This window comes from Cobetia sp. 14N.309.X.WAT.E.A4 (assembly GCF_030397495.1).
Classification (GTDB): domain Bacteria; phylum Pseudomonadota; class Gammaproteobacteria; order Pseudomonadales; family Halomonadaceae; genus Cobetia; species Cobetia marina.
This window is the reverse complement of sequence record NZ_JAPNXT010000006.1, coordinates 136,823-155,188: the sequence shown is the minus strand read 5'-3', so window position 1 is coordinate 155,188 and position 18,366 is coordinate 136,823. Positions and strand designations below refer to the sequence as shown.

Annotated in this window: 13 protein-coding genes; 9 read left to right on the top strand and 4 right to left on the bottom strand. The window is 63.7% G+C overall.

The annotated features are described in order from the left end of the window. Positions 1-121: 121 nt before the first annotated feature. Positions 122-1,585: a TrkH family potassium uptake protein gene (locus OW493_RS10235; RefSeq protein WP_136938958.1), complete on the top strand. Its 1,464-nt coding sequence runs from the start codon at positions 122-124 to the stop codon at positions 1,583-1,585. A 102-nt stretch (positions 1,586-1,687) separates the two neighbouring features. Here the strand turns inward: OW493_RS10235 and OW493_RS10230 are convergent, their stop codons facing one another. Further along, positions 1,688-2,944, bottom strand: coding sequence for a 1-acyl-sn-glycerol-3-phosphate acyltransferase (locus tag OW493_RS10230; RefSeq protein WP_077375253.1), 1,257 nt, complete (start codon positions 2,942-2,944; stop codon positions 1,688-1,690). 54 nt (positions 2,945-2,998) lie between these two features. Next, positions 2,999-3,919, bottom strand: a complete 921-nt coding sequence (locus OW493_RS10225; RefSeq protein WP_176503170.1) for a recombination-associated protein RdgC — start codon at positions 3,917-3,919, stop codon at positions 2,999-3,001. 330 nt (positions 3,920-4,249) lie between these two features. Between OW493_RS10225 and OW493_RS10220 the strand changes: the two genes are divergently transcribed. The 8 genes from OW493_RS10220 to rpsA all read left to right on the top strand — a co-directional run bounded on the left by OW493_RS10220 (position 4,250) and on the right by rpsA (position 16,468). Further along, on the top strand, positions 4,250-5,377 hold the full coding sequence (locus OW493_RS10220) for a YHYH protein (protein ID WP_289864030.1): 1,128 nt from the start codon (positions 4,250-4,252) through the stop codon (positions 5,375-5,377). A gap of 180 nt (positions 5,378-5,557) precedes the next feature. Further along, positions 5,558-6,049 (top strand): thioesterase family protein, encoded by a 492-nt coding sequence (locus OW493_RS10215; protein WP_084208007.1) that lies wholly within the window; start codon positions 5,558-5,560, stop codon positions 6,047-6,049. A 282-nt stretch (positions 6,050-6,331) separates the two neighbouring features. Next, a complete protein-coding gene (gene gyrA / locus OW493_RS10210) occupies positions 6,332-9,145 on the top strand; it encodes a DNA gyrase subunit A (RefSeq protein WP_084208008.1) in 2,814 nt (937 codons plus the stop codon). 58 nt (positions 9,146-9,203) lie between these two features. Beyond that, positions 9,204-10,298 (top strand): 3-phosphoserine/phosphohydroxythreonine transaminase, encoded by a 1,095-nt coding sequence (gene serC / locus OW493_RS10205; RefSeq protein WP_289864027.1) that lies wholly within the window; start codon positions 9,204-9,206, stop codon positions 10,296-10,298. A 45-nt stretch (positions 10,299-10,343) separates the two neighbouring features. Continuing rightward, positions 10,344-11,450, top strand: coding sequence for a prephenate dehydratase (gene pheA, locus OW493_RS10200; protein ID WP_077375694.1), 1,107 nt, complete (start codon positions 10,344-10,346; stop codon positions 11,448-11,450). 38 nt (positions 11,451-11,488) lie between these two features. After that, positions 11,489-13,738 carry a bifunctional prephenate dehydrogenase/3-phosphoshikimate 1-carboxyvinyltransferase gene (locus OW493_RS10195; RefSeq protein ID WP_289864110.1) on the top strand — a complete coding sequence of 750 codons (2,250 nt, stop codon included), beginning with the start codon at positions 11,489-11,491 and terminating at the stop codon, positions 13,736-13,738. Continuing rightward, positions 13,735-14,454 carry a (d)CMP kinase gene (cmk, locus tag OW493_RS10190; protein WP_289864026.1) on the top strand — a complete coding sequence of 240 codons (720 nt, stop codon included), beginning with the start codon at positions 13,735-13,737 and terminating at the stop codon, positions 14,452-14,454. Before OW493_RS10195 ends, cmk begins: the two co-directional genes overlap by 4 nt. Before the next feature lie 334 nt (positions 14,455-14,788). Next, complete coding sequence (gene rpsA / locus OW493_RS10185; protein ID WP_077375230.1) at positions 14,789-16,468, top strand: 30S ribosomal protein S1; 1,680 nt, start codon at positions 14,789-14,791, stop codon at positions 16,466-16,468. Between the two features lie 254 nt (positions 16,469-16,722). On the opposite strand, the gene OW493_RS10180 is transcribed toward rpsA, so the two are convergent. Continuing rightward, complete coding sequence (locus tag OW493_RS10180; protein ID WP_077375227.1) at positions 16,723-16,932, bottom strand: hypothetical protein; 210 nt, start codon at positions 16,930-16,932, stop codon at positions 16,723-16,725. 334 nt (positions 16,933-17,266) lie between these two features. Then, entirely contained in the window at positions 17,267-18,076 is an 810-nt protein-coding gene (locus OW493_RS10175) for an RNA methyltransferase (RefSeq protein WP_289864024.1), read from the bottom strand. Between the last annotated feature and the right edge of the window lie 290 nt (positions 18,077-18,366).

The following is an 18,366-nucleotide window of genomic DNA, read 5'->3' as shown; positions in this document are numbered from 1 at the left end:
CTGTCATGCCTTCTGGTGGTCATAACGAAGGGTGAGGATGGGGAATGAAGCCGATCATGCGTGAGGCAACGTCATGAGCACGCCGAGGGAGGCGAGAGCGGGGGGGCACGGTGCCGCCTTGATGCGCCGTCTGCAGGTGACGGAGTGGCTGCCGGTGGTCCGGGTGCTCGGCCTGCTGCTGTGCGTGGTGGCGGTGATGATGCTGGTGCCGCTGCTGCTGTTGCTGGAAGAGGGCGATGCGGATGCATGGGCCTTCGCGATATCGCTGGGCATCACGCTGGGGTCGGCTCTGGTGATGCTGCTGGTCTCGCACCAGGTGGAGCTGCAGCTCAAGCCCCGCGCGATGTTCGTGCTGACGACCCTGAGCTGGGTGCTGGTGTCAGCCTACTCGAGCCTGCCCTTGATCTTCGGCGCGACCCACCTGGGCGTCACCGATGCCGTCTTCGAGTCGGTCTCGGCGATCACCACTACCGGCTCGACCGTGCTGACCCACATCGAAGGACTGTCGGATGGCCTGAAGCTGTGGCGGGGCCTGATGCAGTGGGTGGGGGGGATCGGCATCATCGTGATGGCCATCGCGATCCTGCCGTTCCTGAAGGTGGGCGGCATGCGCCTGTTCCAGACCGAATCCTCGGACTGGTCCGACAAGGTGCTGCCACGTGCCGGGGGTGTCGCCAAGGCGATCGGGCTGGTCTATGTGGGGCTGACGCTGCTGGCGATCCTGAGCTACTGGCTGGGGGGCATGCTGCCGCTGGATGCCGTGGTGCATGGCATGACCTCGCTGGCCACGGGCGGGTTCGCCAACTACGACAGCTCGATGGGCATCTATTCCGATCGCCCGCATCTGCTGTGGATGGCTTCCGCCTTCATGCTGCTGGGGGCGCTGCCCTTCGTGCTGTTCATCCGCGCCTGGCAGGACAGTGCCGGGGTGATGTGGTGCGACGCCCAGGTGCGCGGCTTCCTGCGTTTGCTGGGCTGGGTGATCGCGGCGCTGACGCTCTATCGCGTCGTGCTGGGGGAGGATCTCTTCACGGCGCTGACCCAGGTGACCTTCAACGTCATGTCGGTGGTGACCACCACGGGCTATGCCAGCGATGACTACAGTGCCTGGGGGCCCTTCGCGGTGGTGGCCTTCTTCTATCTGACCTTCGTCGGGGGCTGCAGCGGCTCCACCAGCGGGGGCATGAAGATCTTCCGCCTGCAGATCGGCCTGATCATGCTCGGCAATCACCTGCGCTCGCTGATCCATGCCAACGGGGTCTTCTCCCAGCGCTACAACGGGCGCGCCCTGCCGGATGAAGTGGTGCGCGCGGTCATCGCCTTCTCGTTCTTCTTCTTCATCACCATCGGCGGGCTGGCACTGGCGCTGTCATTGATCGGGCTGGATCTGGTGACCGCCGTGACCGGTGCCGTGACCGCCGTCACCAACGTCGGCCCCGGGCTTGGGGATATCATCGGCCCGGCCGGCAACTTCGCACCGCTGCCTGACAGCGCCAAATGGCTGCTGTGCATCGGCATGCTGATGGGGCGCCTCGAGATCCTGACCGTGCTGGTGCTGTTCTCGCCCAGCTTCTGGCGCAAGTAGGCGCTCGCCGGCAGCAGGCTGCATGAAGCGGCCAGACACGACAACGCCACCGTCGCAGGACGGTGGCGTTGTCGTGTCCAGGGAGATATCCCGTGAGCGTGATCAGTCGGTGGCGGTGGCCTCGGCGGCGTCCAGCTTCTCGTCGAGATCGATGGACAGGCCTTCACGATTGAGGATCGGGTTGGCGTACTGCACCAGCCACCAGTCCCTGAGCTCACTCGGCACGCCGGCGAGACGGTTCTCGAACACGGCGCGCTCGGCACCACTGATGGCGGAGACATCCAGCGCGGCGGCCAGGCGTGGCTCGTCGCGCAGCTGCGGACGGCTGGCGGCCAGCTTCTCGAGGGCCAGCTGGTGGCTCGGGTAGAGGGTGTAGTGCTGGAGTACCTGGCGGTCGACTTCGGCGACCACGTCGTCCGGAGTGGCGAAATCGCCCTTGAGCGGCTCGCCGAACACCAGCTTGACGCGCCCCTTGTGACCGCTGATGCCGGCGGCGATCGACTGGATGTCCTCGTACTGCACCTTCTCGTAGCGCCCTTCATTGGCGATGGCCGCCAGCTCGCGCGCCTTCTGCAGATCGCAGGGGTCGAATTCGTAGCTGATGGACACCGGCACGATGTTGAGCTCGCTGACGCTCTCGCTGAAGGGGCGTGTCTTGTCGGCGGTGCGGGCCGCCATGGTCAGCATCTTGATGATGGCGCTTTCGGTGCCGTCACGGCCATCCTTGGCACGTCCTTCCCGCTGGGCCAGCCAGATGGAGTGCCGATCGTGGATCAAGGAGTGACGAATATAGCCCGACAGTGACTGGTAGGCCGCCAGCATCGCGCGCTTGCCCTTAGCGGAGCGCGGCACGATGAAGCTCTTGTTGAGGCGCATCAGGTCGGTGACGAAGGGCTTCTGCAGCAGGTTGTCGCCGATGGCGATGCGCACCGTGTCGCGGCCGTGGCGATAGAGCGCGTAGTTGACGAAGGCCGGGTCCAGCGAGATGTCGCGGTGATTGGACAGGAACAGATACGGCGTGTCTTCCGACAGACGCTCGAGTCCCACCGTCTCGAAACTGGTGGTGGTGGTATGGATCATGCGCGCCATGTAGCTGGCGATGCGGGTCTGGAAACTGGCCACGTCCTTCACGCCCATCATCTCGCGCTTGATGGCCAGGCGAGCGATCTGGCGCGCCAGCCACGGGAAGCGCTGGGTCAGTCCCGGCAGGCGGAAGCGAGTCAGGGTGTCGAGCAGTTCGCGGTCCTGCTCGAGGCGCACCAGTACCTCACTTACCTCGTGATCGTGGTAGGGGCGAATCCTGGCGAACGGGTCCTGTTCGTCAGGCGTGGCAGGCTTGGGCGTTGCTGTGTCAGTCATCGACGCACGTCATCCGGATTGTCATTCTTGAGAAGAGAAGAAAGGGGGTGGCGCTCAGCTTCCCGGCTGAGCTTCGCCGCCCAGCCAGGCGGTCATCTGCTCAATCACGCCGGAGAGCACCTGGGCCATCAGCGCGAAGTCGGTCTCCAGTCGCAGGATGGGGTCTTCACCATCCTCCTGGGCATTGGCTTCATCGATGACGGCATCGGCGAACTTGAGGCTCTTGAGCGCCATGTCCTCGCCGAGGATCAACGCGACGCGGCCCTCGACTTCCAGTGCCAGCTTGCTGACCACGCGGCCCAGAGTGAGCGCCGTCTGGATTTCCTCGCCGTCGAGGTCGAACTGACGGGCACGCAGCACGCCATCCTCGCCGCCCGGCGCCTTGAGCTCGACCTGATCACCGACGATGAGGTCATCCGGACGCGAGGCCACGTCCTTCAGCCAGGTGGTCATCACCTGGGAGGGCGGCTGGGCGACGGCCAGCGGCGTGACCTTGAGCGAGCCCAGCGTCTGGCGCAGCAGGTCGAGGACTTCTTCGGCGCGCTTGGCGTTCGAGGCGTTGACGGCGATCAGCCCGCGACGGCTGTCCCACCACAGGTCAGTGCGCGAGGAGCGCGTGAAGGCGCGTGGCAGCAGCTCCTCGTAGATCTGCTCCTTGAGGGTCAGCTTCTCGCGGCGACGCAGCGGACGACCTTCCGCCGTCTCGCGCTCGGCGACTCGCTCCTCGAGTTCTTCCTTGACCACGGCAGTGGGCAGGACACGTTCCTGACGCAGTGCGCTGATCAGATAATGGCCCTGGATCTCGTGGACCAGCATGTCGCTGTTGCGACCGCCCGGAGCGACCCAGCCGATACGCTTGGCTTCGACGCCGGTGACCGGGCGGAAGACATGCTCCGGCAGGGCGTCGGCGAGACGGCCCTCTTCCAGCGGTGCGCTATCGTGCAGGCGATACAGTTGCAGGTTCTTGAACCACATGCGACCAGTCCTTGAGTCCGGTGAACGGGGGCTGCCCGTCTGAATGGCGCATATTATGGCGAAACTCATGCGGCGGGTCATCCGCCGTGGACGTGACCCTGCGTCACACTGCGGTTGCCGGCCATCGCGCGCGAGCGCAAAGACATACTGTGTGCACGCTGTGGCGCTAGTCTGAGATCGACCTGACGGTTCGCGGTCTGGCGGTTTGCGGTATCGCCCGATAGATATCGACCCGCAGGCATCGACCATCAGATTTGAGACGCGGAGGGCGGCAGAGTGATCGACGACGGTGTTATGAAGACTGCTGTGGGGACTGCTGAGGAGACGGTTGTGGCGGCTTTTGTGAAGAGCAGAGCGTCGGGCGCGAGCGCGGCAAGACGGGCACGGCCGCTGACGCTGGCGGCGCTGACCCTGCTGCTGTTCGGCTGCAGCGGGGAGGATGACGCGCACGACAGGGCGGCCAGCACGGCGGCGGCCAGTGCAACGGTCACGAAAGAGACAGTCGCTGCAGAGGAAGCCACGGACGGCGAACCTGCCCCGGCGGCGGTTGGACTGGATCCTCAGATATTTGCCGCGGGCGCGATCGTCGGTGAGGTCGAGACCGTCGACTGCACCCTGAGCGGCGGCACGCAGACGACCTGCTATCAGTTCCGCGTGGCCGGTGCGCCCGCGGACCCGGAAACCTCGCCGGAGGGGCCTTTCTGCCCGCCCAATATCCATTCCGGTGAGGAGGAAGGCGGCACCTGGATGGATGGCGAGGGCACCCTCTATCAGGTGGACGGCGAGTTCATCAAGAATCTTGCCACTCTCTATCAGGACAAGGAGTGGCAGATGTACGACGTCAACACGGGCGAGATCACCGTGATCGATGGCGCGCGTGGTTGTGAGGTGGCGGGGGACCCGAACCCCATCGAAGGCTTCGACAACTTCTGTCTCGAGTGTCCGCTTGAGGAACTGGACGGCGGCATCGAGAAGACTGTCGTGATCCCCAGGGTGCCGGTACCGGCCGCCGAGCCGACCTCGCTGGCCGGCCGCGCCAACACCGGCGTGGCGCTCAATGGCGTGCTGTTCGGCCCGCCGGCACCGCTGGAGCTGATCCTGAGCTCTCACACCCTGGGGGTGCTCGATGATTGTGGCGCGCATGCCAATCCGCATGAGGGCTATCACTATCACACCGCCACCGGCTGCTCCGAGATCGGCATTCAGGAGGATGGCCATTCGCCGATGATCGGCTATGCGCTGGATGGCTATGCCATCTATGCCAGAGAGGACAAGGACGGCAATGTTCCCGCTGACCTGGATGACTGTGGCGGCGAGACGGACCCGGTGCGTGGCTATCACTACCACGCCTCCGCGCCGGGGGTTAACCAGATATTCGGCTGTTTCATGGGCGAGAAGGGGCACTTCCTCGACGAGGAGGGAGGCGAGAGGCCGCCGCAGGGCCCGCCCGGCGAGTAGCCGTCCTGCAGGTCTGGACGTGAAGGGCATCGTCCGTGGCAGATCCCGCCGCCTTGTCAGGATGGCGTGCAGGGCAGGCGCGATCATTCAACCAAGCGTTTGTTTTTCTGCTCGTGCCCGGCCTAAGATCTGATGACGAGGGCCGAGCAGGCTCATCCGTTTCCCGCACAGGAGGCAAGGATGCAACAGGACAGCCGTCAACAGGACGCCGCCGATGAGACCGCCGGCACTTTCAGTCGCACGACACTGACGGTGCGAGGTTATCACCTGGATGGCTATGGGCACGTCAACAACGCCCGGTATCTGGAGTTCTACGAAGAAGGGCGCTGGGAGTTCATGCTCGCGCATCTGGACCTGGCGGACCTCAAGCGCGAGGGCATCGCGATGGTGGCGGTCAATGTCAATCTGGACTGGCATTATCCGGCCACCGTGCATGATGAGCTGGTGATCACCACGCGACTCGCTCGGGTCGGGCGGCGCAAGATGATCATGCATCAGGAGATCCATCTGGGCGAGACTCGAATGGGCGAGGTGCATCCGCGCTCCGGCGCACTGGTCTCCCGCGCGGATTTCACCTTCGTGCTGATGAATACCCAGACCGGACGGGCCATGCCGCTGGAGGGAGAAATCGGCACGCTGCTGGTATCATTGCTGTCGCCCGAGCCGCAATGAGCGCTGTCAGCGACAGGGGCGCGGCAGTGGGCCGCGTGCCCTTGAGGCCGTACTACCGTACTGACATCCGTTTGCGGGCTCGTGTGAGCTGCTAGGTGAGCGCGCAAGTGATATAATCCCGCCACTTCGGTGCCGCGGAGCTGGCACCCCGTGTCCGCTTCACGCCACTGCCGCGCTGCAGTAGCGACCGAAACCTGATGCTGCCCGAAATACGGTTGCTGCCCCGAAACATTGTCGCTGCCGCAGTGGCGCCAACAGTTGAGTTCAAGGATTTGACGAATCATGGGTGAGATCGCCAGAGAGATACTGCCAGTCAACATCGAGGACGAGCTCAAACAGTCGTATCTCGATTACGCGATGAGCGTCATCATCGGGCGTGCCTTGCCGGATGTCCGCGATGGCCTCAAACCGGTTCACCGTCGCGTGCTGTTCGCGATGCACGAACTGAACAATGACTGGAACAAGGCCTACAAGAAATCCGCCCGTGTCGTCGGCGATGTGATCGGTAAATACCACCCGCACGGTGACAGTGCGGTCTATGACACCATCGTCCGCATGGCCCAGCACTTCTCCATGCGTTATGTGCTGGTGGATGGGCAGGGCAACTTCGGTTCCATCGATGGCGACAGCGCCGCGGCGATGCGTTACACCGAGGTGCGCATGGCGCGCCTGGCGCACGAGCTGCTGGCCGACCTCGAGAAGGACACCGTCGACTGGGTCGACAACTATGACGGCACCGAGCGCATTCCTGCCGTGTTGCCGACCAAGACCCCGAACCTGCTGGTCAACGGCTCCTCCGGTATCGCCGTGGGCATGGCCACCAACATCCCGCCGCACAACATGGGCGAGGTCATCGATGGCTGTCTGGCGCTGATCGACAACGGCGACCTGACCATCGATGAGCTGATGGAATACATCCCGGGGCCGGACTTCCCGACCGCGGGTATCATCAACGGCCGTGCCGGCATCCTCGATGCCTATCGCACCGGCCGTGGTCGCATCTATGTGCGTGCCGTGCACACCATCGAGCACCACGACAAGAGCGGTCGTGACCACATCATCATCACCGAGCTTCCCTACCAGGTGAACAAGGCGCGTCTGATCGAGAAGATCGCCGAACTGGTCAAGGACAAGAAGATCGAGGGCATCGCCGAGCTGCGTGACGAGTCCGACAAGGACGGTCTGCGCGTGGTCATCGAGACCAAGCGTGGTGAGTCCGGTGAAGTGGTCGTCAACAACCTCTTCTCCCAGACCCAGCTCGAGACCGTGTTCGGCATCAACATGGTCGCGCTGCACGAAGGTCAACCGAAGATCCTGAATCTCAAGCAGATTCTGGAATCCTTCGTGCGTCACCGTCGTGAAGTCGTCACCCGTCGTACGCTGTTCGAACTCAAGAAGGCGCGCGAACGCGGCCACATTCTTGAAGGTCTGGCGGTGGCGATCTCGAACATCGATGAGGTGATCGAGCTGATCAAGGGCTCGCCGAGCGCGGCGGAAGCCAAGGAAAAGCTGATCGATCGTGAATGGCAGCCGGGTCAGGTGGTCGAGATGCTCGAGCGCGCCGGTGCCACTTCCTGCCGTCCGGAAGACCTGCCGGAAGGTCTGGGGCTGTCTGAAGATGCCAGGCATTATCGTCTGTCGCCGGCCCAGGCCCAGGCCATCCTCGAGCTGCGCCTGCATCGCCTGACCGGTCTCGAGACCGAGAAGCTGCTGGCCGAGTACTCCTCCATCCTCGAGCGCATCGCCGAGCTGATGGAGATTCTGTCCTCTGCCGATCGCCTGATGGAGGTCATCCGCGAAGAGCTGCGTGAAGTGCGTGCCCAGTACGCCGATGAGCGCCGCACCGAGATCATGACCAGCCGTCGCGACCTGACCATCGAAGACCTCATCAACGAGGAAGACATGGTGGTGACGGTCTCGCGCAGCGGTTATGCCAAGACCCAGCCGCTGTCTGACTACCAGGCCCAGAAGCGCGGTGGCCGTGGCAAGTCGGCGACCGCGATGAAGGACGAGGATGTCATCGAGCACCTGCTGGTCGCCTCGACCCATGACACCGTGCTGCTGTTCTCCAACAAGGGCAAGGTGTACTGGCTCAAGGTCTACGAGATGCCGCAGGCCTCGCGTGGTTCGCGCGGCAAGCCGCTGGTCAACCTGATTCCGCTGGCGGAAGGCGAGTGGGTGACCACCATCCTGCCGGTGCGTGATTACGCCGCCGACAGCTACATCTTCTTCGCCACGGCCAACGGCACGGTCAAGCGCACGGCGCTGAGCCAGTTCTCGCGTCCGCGCAGCGTCGGTCTGATCGCGCTGGACATCGAGGAAGGCGACCGTCTGATCGGCGCCGATATCACTTCCGGCTCCGACCACGTCATGCTGCTGTCGTCCAACGGCAAGGCGATCCGCTTCGAGGAGCAGAACGTGCGTGTCATGGGCCGTACCGCTCGCGGTGTGCGCGGCATGCGTCTGATCGGCGATGCTCAGGTCATCAGTCTGATCATCCCGCGCACCACGGCCATCGATGACAACGAGGCTGACCTCGATGATTCGCTGGATGTGACGGCGGATGGCGTCGAGAGCGCTGATGTGGCAGCCACTGATGTCGCGACGGATGAAGGCGTCGCGACCGGTGAGGTGCCGCAGTGCTACATCCTGACGGCCTCGGCCAATGGCTACGGCAAGCGTACGCGCCTGGAAGAGTTCCCGCTGCGTGGCCGCGGTGGCCAGGGCGTGATCGCGATGCAGACCAGCGAGCGCAACGGCGATCTGGTCAGCGCGGTTCAGGTCAGCGACAACGATGAACTGATGCTGATCACCGACCGCGGCACCCTGGTGCGGACCCGTGTGGCCGAGGTGTCCATCACCTCGCGCAACACTCAGGGCGTGACCCTGATCCGCACGGCGGAAGAGGAGCGACTGGTGACCACGGTGCGTGTCGACGAGCCGGAAGATGTCGTGGTGATCGACGAAGACGGTACGGTCGCTCACGACGTCGAGGGTCAGGAAGAAGGCAAGAAGGACGCGCTGAGCACCGATGAACAGGTGCAGGCGGGAGACGCTGCCGAGTCGACGGATACCCCGCCGACAGACGTGGAATAAGACGCTGGATTGCGACCGCCTTCGGGGCGGTCGCTTCACTTTCGGGAATTAAGACGACATGACACGCAAGTTCAATTTCTGCGCCGGTCCTGCTGCACTGCCGACCGCTGTCCTGGAACGCGCACGCGCCGAGATGCTGGATTATCAGGGCCGCGGACTGTCCGTCATGGAGATGAGTCATCGCTCCGACGACTTCGTGGCCATCGCCGAGAAGGCCGAGGCGGATCTGCGCGAACTGCTCGACATTCCGTCCCACTATCGCGTGCTGTTCATGCAGGGCGGCGCTTCCACCCAGTTCGCGGGGGTGCCTCTGAACCTGCTGGGCGAGGGCGGCAGCGCCAACTATCTGTATACCGGTATCTGGGGCAAGAAGGCGATCAAGGAAGCCGAGCATCTGGCCGTGGGCAGCCATGTGGCCGCCTCCAGCGAGAGCAATGGCCTGATTGCCGTGCCGCGTCAGAATGCGATCCAGCTCTCGGGTGATGTGGGCTATCTGCACTACACCGCCAACGAGACCATCGGCGGCCTCGAGTTCGACTACATTCCCGAGGTGGCAGCGGATGGCGTGCCGCTGGTGTGTGACATGTCGTCTTCCATCCTGTCGGGGCCGCTGGATGTCAGCCGTTTCGGTGTCATCTATGCCGGTGCCCAGAAGAACATCGGTCCGGCGGGTCTGACGCTGGTCATCGTGCGTGAAGATCTGCTCGAGCGTGCGCGCAAGGACTGCCCGACCATGCTGAACTGGAAGACGGCCGCCGAGGCGGGCTCCATGTTCAACACCCCGCCGACCTATGCCTGGTATCTCTCAGGCCTGGTGTTCGAGTGGCTGAAGGATGAGGTCGGGGGTCTCGATGCCATGAATGCGATCAATGATCGCAAGGCGCAGGCACTTTATGCGGCCATCGACGGCAACGACTTCTACTCCAATCCGATCGTCACCGAGAACCGTTCACGCATGAACGTGCCGTTCGTGCTGGCCGATGATCGTCTCGACAAGACCTTCCTTGCCGAGTCCGAGGCGGCGGGTCTGCTCAATCTGGCCGGTCACCGCAGTGTCGGTGGCATGCGTGCCAGTCTCTACAACGCCGTGCCGGAAACTGCCGTCACTGCGCTGGTGGACTTCATGGGCGACTTCGCGCGTCGTCACGGCTAAGGGAGAGGTGAGATGACGGATTCCAAGCAGAATCCTGCGCCGCAGGTGGCTGCCAAGGCGGTCACGCTGGACGAGCTGCGTCAGCGCATCGATACCATCGACAGCGAGCTGCTGCGCCTGATCAGCGAGCGGGCGGGCTGTGCGCAGCAGGTGGCCGAGGTCAAGATGGCGGCCGGCGACGTGGGCGAGGATGGCCAGGTGCAGTTCTATCGTCCTGAGCGTGAAGCCCAGGTGTTGCGCCGTATCATGGCCGACAACCCCGGCCCGCTGAAGGGCGAGGAGATGGCGCGTCTGTTCCGCGAGATCATGTCCGCCTGTCTGGCGCTGGAGCAGCCGATTCGTCTGGCCTATCTCGGCCCGGAAGGGACCTTTACCCAGCAGGCCGCGCTCAAGCACTTCGGTGACAGCGCCGTGACCAAGCCGATGGCCGCCATCGACGAGGTATTCCGCGAAGTGGAAGCCGGCGCGGTGCAGTACGGTGTGGTGCCGGTGGAAAACTCCACCGAGGGCGTCATCAATCACACGCTGGATTCGTTCATGGGCTCGCAGCTCAAGATCTCCGGCGAGGTGGTGCTGCGCATTCACCATCACCTGCTGGTGGGCCCGAATACGCGTCGCGAGAAGATCTCGCGCATCTATTCCCACGCCCAGTCGCTGGCCCAGTGCCGCAAGTGGCTGGATGCCCACTTCCCGCACGCCGAGCGCATCGCGGTGTCCTCGAATGCCGAGGCCGCGCGTCAGGTGCGCACCGAGTGGCACAGTGCGGCGATTGCCGGTGACATGGCGGCCAAGCTCTATGAGCTGGAGAAGGTCGAGGAGAAGATCGAGGACAGCCCCGACAACTCCACGCGTTTCCTGATCATCGGCGACAGCTCGGTGCCGGCGTCCGGTGATGACAAGACCTCCATCGTGGTGGCGATGCGCAACCAGCCGGGGGCGCTGCATGACCTGCTGGCACCGTTCCACCGCCACCAGATCGATCTGACCCGTGTCGAGACGCGGCCGTCGCGCTCGGGTGCCTGGAACTATGTCTTCTTCATCGACTTCCGTGGCCACCGTGATGATCCGCTCATCACGGAGACGCTGGAAGAGCTGCGTCAGTGCGCGGCGGACGTCAAGGTGCTCGGGTCCTACCCGGTCGGTGTGCTGTGAGCGAGTCGGAACAGGCAGTGACTGGCGCGGCGGCGGACATGCTGTCCTCGGAGCGGCTGGCCGGCGAGCGGCGTATCCTGCTGGTCGGGCTGGGGTTGATCGGTGGCTCGCTTGCCGCCGCATTGCGTGCGGCGGGTCATCGCGGCGAGATTCTCGCCTGTGATCGGGATTCCAACGAGATCTGCCTCGGTCAGCGCATGAAGCTGATCGATGGCGGCAGTACTCAGCTGGCTGGGCTGGTGCCCGGCGCCTCGCTGGTGGTGCTGTGCGTGCCGGTGATGGCGATGCAGGGCGTGATGGCGGAGATCGCACCGCTGCTGGACGATGATGCGGTGGTCACCGATGTCGGCAGCACCAAGGGGGCGATCCGCGACGCGGCGATCGACGTGTTCGGTCACATGCCGCCGAATCTGGTGCTCGGGCATCCGATCGCCGGTTCCGAGAAGAGCGGGGTGGCGGCGTCCAATCCCGAGCTCTATCGCGATCACAAGGTGATTCTGACACCGGAACCGGACAGTGACCCCGAGGCCGTGGCACGCGTGGCCGCCATGTGGTCGGTGTGTGGTGCTCAGCTGCTGGACATGAGCGTGGCACGCCACGACGAGGTCCTGGCACGCACCAGCCATCTGCCGCATCTGCTGGCGTTCTCGCTGGTGGACAGCCTGGCGCGTCAGGATGAGCGCCTGGAAATCTTCCGCTACGCGGCGGGCGGTTTCCGCGACTTCACGCGTATCGCGGGCAGTGACCCGGTGATGTGGCGTGACGTCTATCTGGCCAACCGCGATGCGGTGCTGGAGGCGCTGGATGAATTCGAGGCCGGGGTAGCGCGAGTGCGTGCTGCCGTGACCGCGGGCGATGGCGAGGCGATGCTGGGGATATTCACCCGCGCCAGCCACGCTCGACACTACTTCAATACCCTATTGAAACAGACGAGTTATCAGACAATGGAACAGCAGAACGTGCGGTACCGTGCACTGCCGGGTGGGCAGGTTCAGGGGCGCATTCGTGTGCCGGGTGACAAGTCCATGTCACATCGCTCCATCATGCTGGGCGCGCTGGCGAACGGCGTGACCGAGGTCGAGGGCTTCCTCGAGGGTGAAGACAGCCTGGCCACGCTGCAGGCCTTCCGCGACATGGGCGTGGTCATCGAAGGCCCGCATCAGGGTCGTGTGACCATTCATGGCGTGGGCCTCAACGGCCTGAAGCAGCCGCCGGGCCCGCTGTATGTCGGCAACTCCGGCACCGCGATGCGTCTGTTCGCCGGCCTGCTGGCCGGTCAGGCCTTCGATACCGAGCTGACCGGTGATGCCTCGCTGACCAAGCGCCCGATGGACCGCGTCGCCAACCCGCTGCGCGAGATGGGCGCGGTGATCGATACCGCCGAGAATGGCCGTCCGCCGCTGCGTATCCACGGTGGTCAGCCGCTCAAGGGGATCCGCTACGAGATGCCGATGGCGTCCGCTCAGGTCAAGTCCTGCCTGCTGCTGGCCGGTCTCTACGCCGAAGGCGAGACCCGCGCCATCGAGCCGGCACCGACGCGTGATCACACCGAGCGCATGCTCAACGGCTTCGGCTACAAGGTCGAGCGTCAGGGCGCCGAGGCATGGCTGACCGGTGGTGGCAGCCTCGAGGCCTGCCCGATCGACGTGCCGGCCGACATCTCCTCCGCGACCTTCTTCCTGGTCGCCGCGGCCATCACGCCGGGTGCCGATCTGGTGCTGGAGCACGTCGGCATCAACCCGACGCGCATCGGCGTGATCAACATCCTCAAGGCGATGGGTGCCGATCTGAGCATCTCCAACGAGCGTGAAGTCGGCGGTGAGCCGGTGGCGGACCTGCACATCCGCTATGCGCCGCTCAAGGGGATCGACATCCCGGAAGATCAGGTCCCGCTGGCCATCGACGAATTCCCGGCGCTGTTCATCGCGGCGGCCAATGCCGAGGGCATGACCCGCCTGCGTGGCGCCGAGGAGCTGCGCGTCAAGGAATCCGACCGCATCCAGGTGATGGCGGACGGTCTGGCGCAGATCGGTGTCGAGCACGAAGTCGTCGCCGACGGTATCGACATCCGTGGCGGTGCCTACGGTGGCGGTCTGGTCGACAGTCACGGTGACCACCGTATCGCGATGGCCTTCAGCGTGGCGGCGCTGCGTGCGCAGGGCGAGATCCTGATCGATGATTGTGCCAATGTCGCGACCTCCTTCCCGAACTTCGTGGCGCTGGCCAGTGAAGTTGGCATGCAGGTCGAGAACCTCGGTGCCGTGGCACCCGGAAAGGAGGCGTCATGAGTGGTGAAGCGACTCCGCATCACAGCCAGGTGAGCGATGAGCCGGTGCTGACCCTCGATGGCCCCGGCGGGGCCGGCAAGGGTACCATCAGCCGTCTGGTAGCGGCGAGCCTGGGCTGGCACCTGCTGGACTCCGGTGCGCTGTATCGCCTGACGGCTCTGGCCGCCGAGCGTCACGGTGTGGCCTTGGAGGACGAGTCCGCGGTGGCCACCATCGCCGAGCACCTCGATGTCCAGTTCGATGCCGAGGGGGATGTCACTCGCGTGATTCTCGAGGGTGAAGACGTCACGCGTGACATCCGTCTCGAGACGGTCGGCAACAACGCCTCCATCATCGCGGCCCAGCCGCGCGTGCGCACCGCACTGCTGGCACGTCAGCGTGCCTTCGCGCGTGCGCCGGGCCTGGTGGCCGACGGTCGCGACATGGGCACGGTGGTCTTCACCGAGGCGCCGCTCAAGATCTTCCTCACCGCCTCGGCCGAGGAACGTGCGCGCAGACGTCATGCCCAGTTGCAGGAAGCGGGTGTGGATGCTAATATTTCGAGCCTTTTGACAGAAATACAGGCGCGCGATGCACGCGACATGGGCCGGGCAGTCGCCCCGCTCAAGCCGGCAGATGATGGCGTGATCCTCGATACGACGGATCTCGACATCGAGCAGGTGGTCGAGCGCATCCAGCAGCTGCTGGTCGAGTATGGCCTGGTGGCGGAACGCTGAAACGGCATGTCCGTGGCCTTCATCGGCAAGCGTACCTGTTGTGTCAGGACAATCGATTGATAGCCTGCTGCTGCATCAAGGCCTTCGGGCCGGGCAGTGGCAGGCTTCGCTCGCTCTGCGAGCGGAGACGCAGGACAAGGCACGACCCAGATGACACTGCGGTGTCATCAACCCCCCGGCCAGGTGTCATGGGGTGCATCGGCGGCAAGCGGAAAGCCGGTGTATCTCGAACCAGCGTCAACGCCCCCGGGGATATGTAGATATGGCCCGTGCTTGCTGGTGGTACGGAGACTGCGGTGCAAGCCGCCCCAAACGTTGATCATGTAGGAATACCATGAGCGAGAGCTTTGCTGATTTATTTGAACAGTCACTCCAGGACATCAACATGGAGCCGGGCGCAATCGTGTCCGCCACCATCGTCGATATCGATGGCGACTGGATCACTGTCAATGCCGGTCTGAAATCTGAAGGTCAGATTCCGTCTGAACAGTTCCGTGACGAAAGTGGCCAGCTGTCCATCAGCATCGGCGACGAAGTCATGGTCGCGCTGGAAGCCGTCGAAGATGGCTTCGGTGAGACCCGCCTGTCCCGCGAGAAGGCCAAGCGTGCCGAAGCGTGGAAAGAGCTGGAAGCCGCCTTCGAGAAGGACGAGATCGTCAAGGGCGTGATCAACGGCAAGGTCAAAGGTGGCTTTACCGTCGACATCAACACCATCCGTGCCTTCCTGCCGGGTTCTCTGGTCGATGTCCGCCCTGTGCGCGACACCGCCCACCTCGAGAACAAGGAACTGGACTTCAAGGTCATCAAGCTCGACGCCAAGCGCAACAACGTTGTCGTGTCTCGTCGTGCCGTCCTCGAAGCCGAGAACAGCGCTGAGCGTGAAGCCCTCCTGGCCACTCTGCAGGAAGGTCAGCAGATTCAGGGTATCGTCAAGAACCTGACCGACTACGGCGCCTTCGTCGACCTCGGCGGCGTTGACGGCCTGCTGCACATCACCGACATGGCCTGGAAGCGCATCAAGCATCCGTCCGAGATCGTTGCTGTCGGCGACGAGATCAACGTCAAGGTGCTGAAGTTCGACCGCGAGCGCAACCGTGTGTCTCTGGGTCTCAAGCAGCTGGGTGAAGATCCGTGGGTCAACATCAAGGCTCGCTACCCGGAAGGCGCCAAGATCAACGCACGCGTCACCAACCTCACCGACTACGGCTGCTTCGCCGAGCTGGAAGAGGGCGTCGAAGGTCTGGTCCACGTGTCCGAAATGGATTGGACCAACAAGAACATCCACCCGTCCAAGGTCGTCAATGTCGGCGATGACGTGGAAGTGATGATTCTGGACATCGACGAAGAGCGTCGTCGTATCTCCCTGGGTATCAAGCAGTGCACCACCAACCCGTGGGAAGACTTCAGCGGCAAGCACAACAAGGGCGACCGTGTCTCCGGTACCATCAAGTCAATCACTGACTTCGGTATCTTCATCGGTCTGGAAGGCGGCATCGACGGCCTGGTTCACCTGTCTGACATCTCCTGGAACGAAGCTGGCGAAGAAGCCGTGCGTCGTTACAAGAAGGGTGAAGAAGCTGAAGCGGTCATCCTGTCCATCGATCCGGAACGTGAGCGCATCTCTCTGGGCATCAAGCAGCTCGAGAGCGATCCGGTCTCTGAATACCTGGCCGTCAACGACAAGGGCGCCATCGTGTCCGGTCGTGTTGTCGACATCGACGCCAAGGAAGTTCAGGTCGAGCTGGCCACTGACGTCATCGCCATCCTGAAGGCGTCTGAAATCAGCGCTGATCGTGTCGAAGACGCACGCAACGTCCTGAGCGTCGGCGATGCTGTCGAAGCCAAGATCGTCGGTGTGGATCGCAAGAGCCGCCTGATCAACCTGTCCGTCAAGTCCAAGGACCAGGTGGAAGCACCGCGTCGCGATGCTGCCAAGCCGCGTACCCAGGAAGTCGAGAGCAACGGCCCGACGACCATCGGTGACCTGATCAAGCAGCAGCTGGGTCAGGAGTGATCCCGAGACATTCCGCCTCCTCGTGAGGCGGGATGTCCGGATCCACGCTGAGGTGACATGCCTCTGGTTGCCACCTCAGCGTCTCCGAATCGGTATCCTGCACACGACGCATGTCATGCGCAGGAACGAAAAAAACCGCCACCCTTCGGGGTGGCGGTTTTTTTGTGTCCAGAGATCGTGTCCGGGAAGTGCGGAGATCGTGTCTGGAAAGTGCAGAGATCGTGCCTGTGCACCCTGTCCTCGCTGTGCGGACGTTACCGGTTGATTCCGCTGGCGAGAGAATGCCCGGAGTCCACACGCTGACTGTTCTGGGCGAGAAGCTGCATCTGGCGCAGGGAGATGGTGCAGTAGAGGCTGCGGTACTGTGCCGGCTGCTCCGTCGGGTCGATCTGATGCAGGCGCTTTTCCAGTTGCTGGATGTCGCGGGCCAGTTGCTGAGGGCTGAGAGAGGCTGTCTGAGTCATGGTGGGCGCTCCTTGAGTTCAATGAACATCATTGCAAGGGTCAGGCGTGACGCCTCTCGTGGCGAGCTGTCGCGCGCTCATCGGGAGTCTTTGCCTGAGGTGGCGACAGGGGCGGCGGGGTCTGCGTGACCCTGCCACCTTCCGTCGCGAGTCATCGTCGTGACCACTACAGTCTGGACGATGTTCAAGCGTGCGCCTTGATCCATGTCAGGACGATGACGTCGAGCTGACAGTCTGCCTGTGGGATTGGCGGGTCGGGCCAGCAGACCAAGCACCAGTCGTTGCCGGCCCCATCGTCTCTTGATTGGCTCATCCCCGCCCAGCCCTGCGTGGTCTAGTCGTTCTCGTTCTGATCGGGCTTGGTGGCTTCAGCGGCCGCGGTCTGGCGTTCCAGGTTGGCCAGCATGCCGCGCAGGATGGACAGCTCACGGCGTGTCGGTTCGGCGCGGGCAAACAGTGCACGCAGACGCTCTTCGGTCTGTGAGTGCGGTTGATTGAGGAAGCCGGAACCGCGCAGGGCACGGCCGAGGTGCTCGTGGAAGTGGCCGAGCTGCTCGCGGGTCGGCAGCTGGTCATCCTCACGACGCGCGACCGGAGCCTCGCTGGTTGGCTCCAGGGTGCGACGCCAGGCGCTGCGACACTCGTGGGCGAGTACCTGTACGGCCTGGGAGACATTGAGGATGCCGTAGTCGGGGTTGGTGGGGATGGACACCTGGTGCGTGCAGCAGCCGATCTCCTCGTTGGTCAGCCCGAAGCGTTCACGGCCGAACACCAGCGCCACCTTGCCATCCTGGGCGGTATCGATGACGCGCGCGGCCATCTCGCTCGGCTCATCGAAGTGAGGCAGCGGCAGACTGCGCAGGCGGGCACTGGCACCGATGACCAGCTGGCAGTCATTGACGGCGTCTTCGAGATGCTCGACCACGCGGGCGTTTTCCAGAAGCTCCGCGGCGCCGCTGGCCATGCGTGTGGCTTCCTCATCGGGGAAGCAGCGCGGGTTGACCAGCACCAGGTCCTTGATGCCCATGGTCAGGATGGCGCGAGCGGTAGCGCCGATATTGCCGGGATGGAAGGTCTGCACCAGCACGACACGCACATTGTCGAGGGTGGCAGGGCTCGAGGCAGAGCTGGAGGTATCAGTCATGAGAAGAAGATCCTGGGCAAGCGAGGCGCGCGGCCTGAGCGGTTGTCGTCATTGATCGTGGGCGTCAATGCGCTGCCAGCCTCGTGTACTGCCAGCGTCATGCACTGTCATCACGAAGAGGCAATGTCTCAGGTCGCCGCAAAAAAGTGGCGCCTAGTGTAGCGTGACGGGCGAGAGGAGTCAGGTAGCGGCCTGCGCCGTGCAAGCGAGGCATGTCACGGCGGGAAGCGTGAATGTCAGGCATGAAAAAACCGCCCCTGCTTGCGCAGGAGCGGTTCGGGTCACGACGG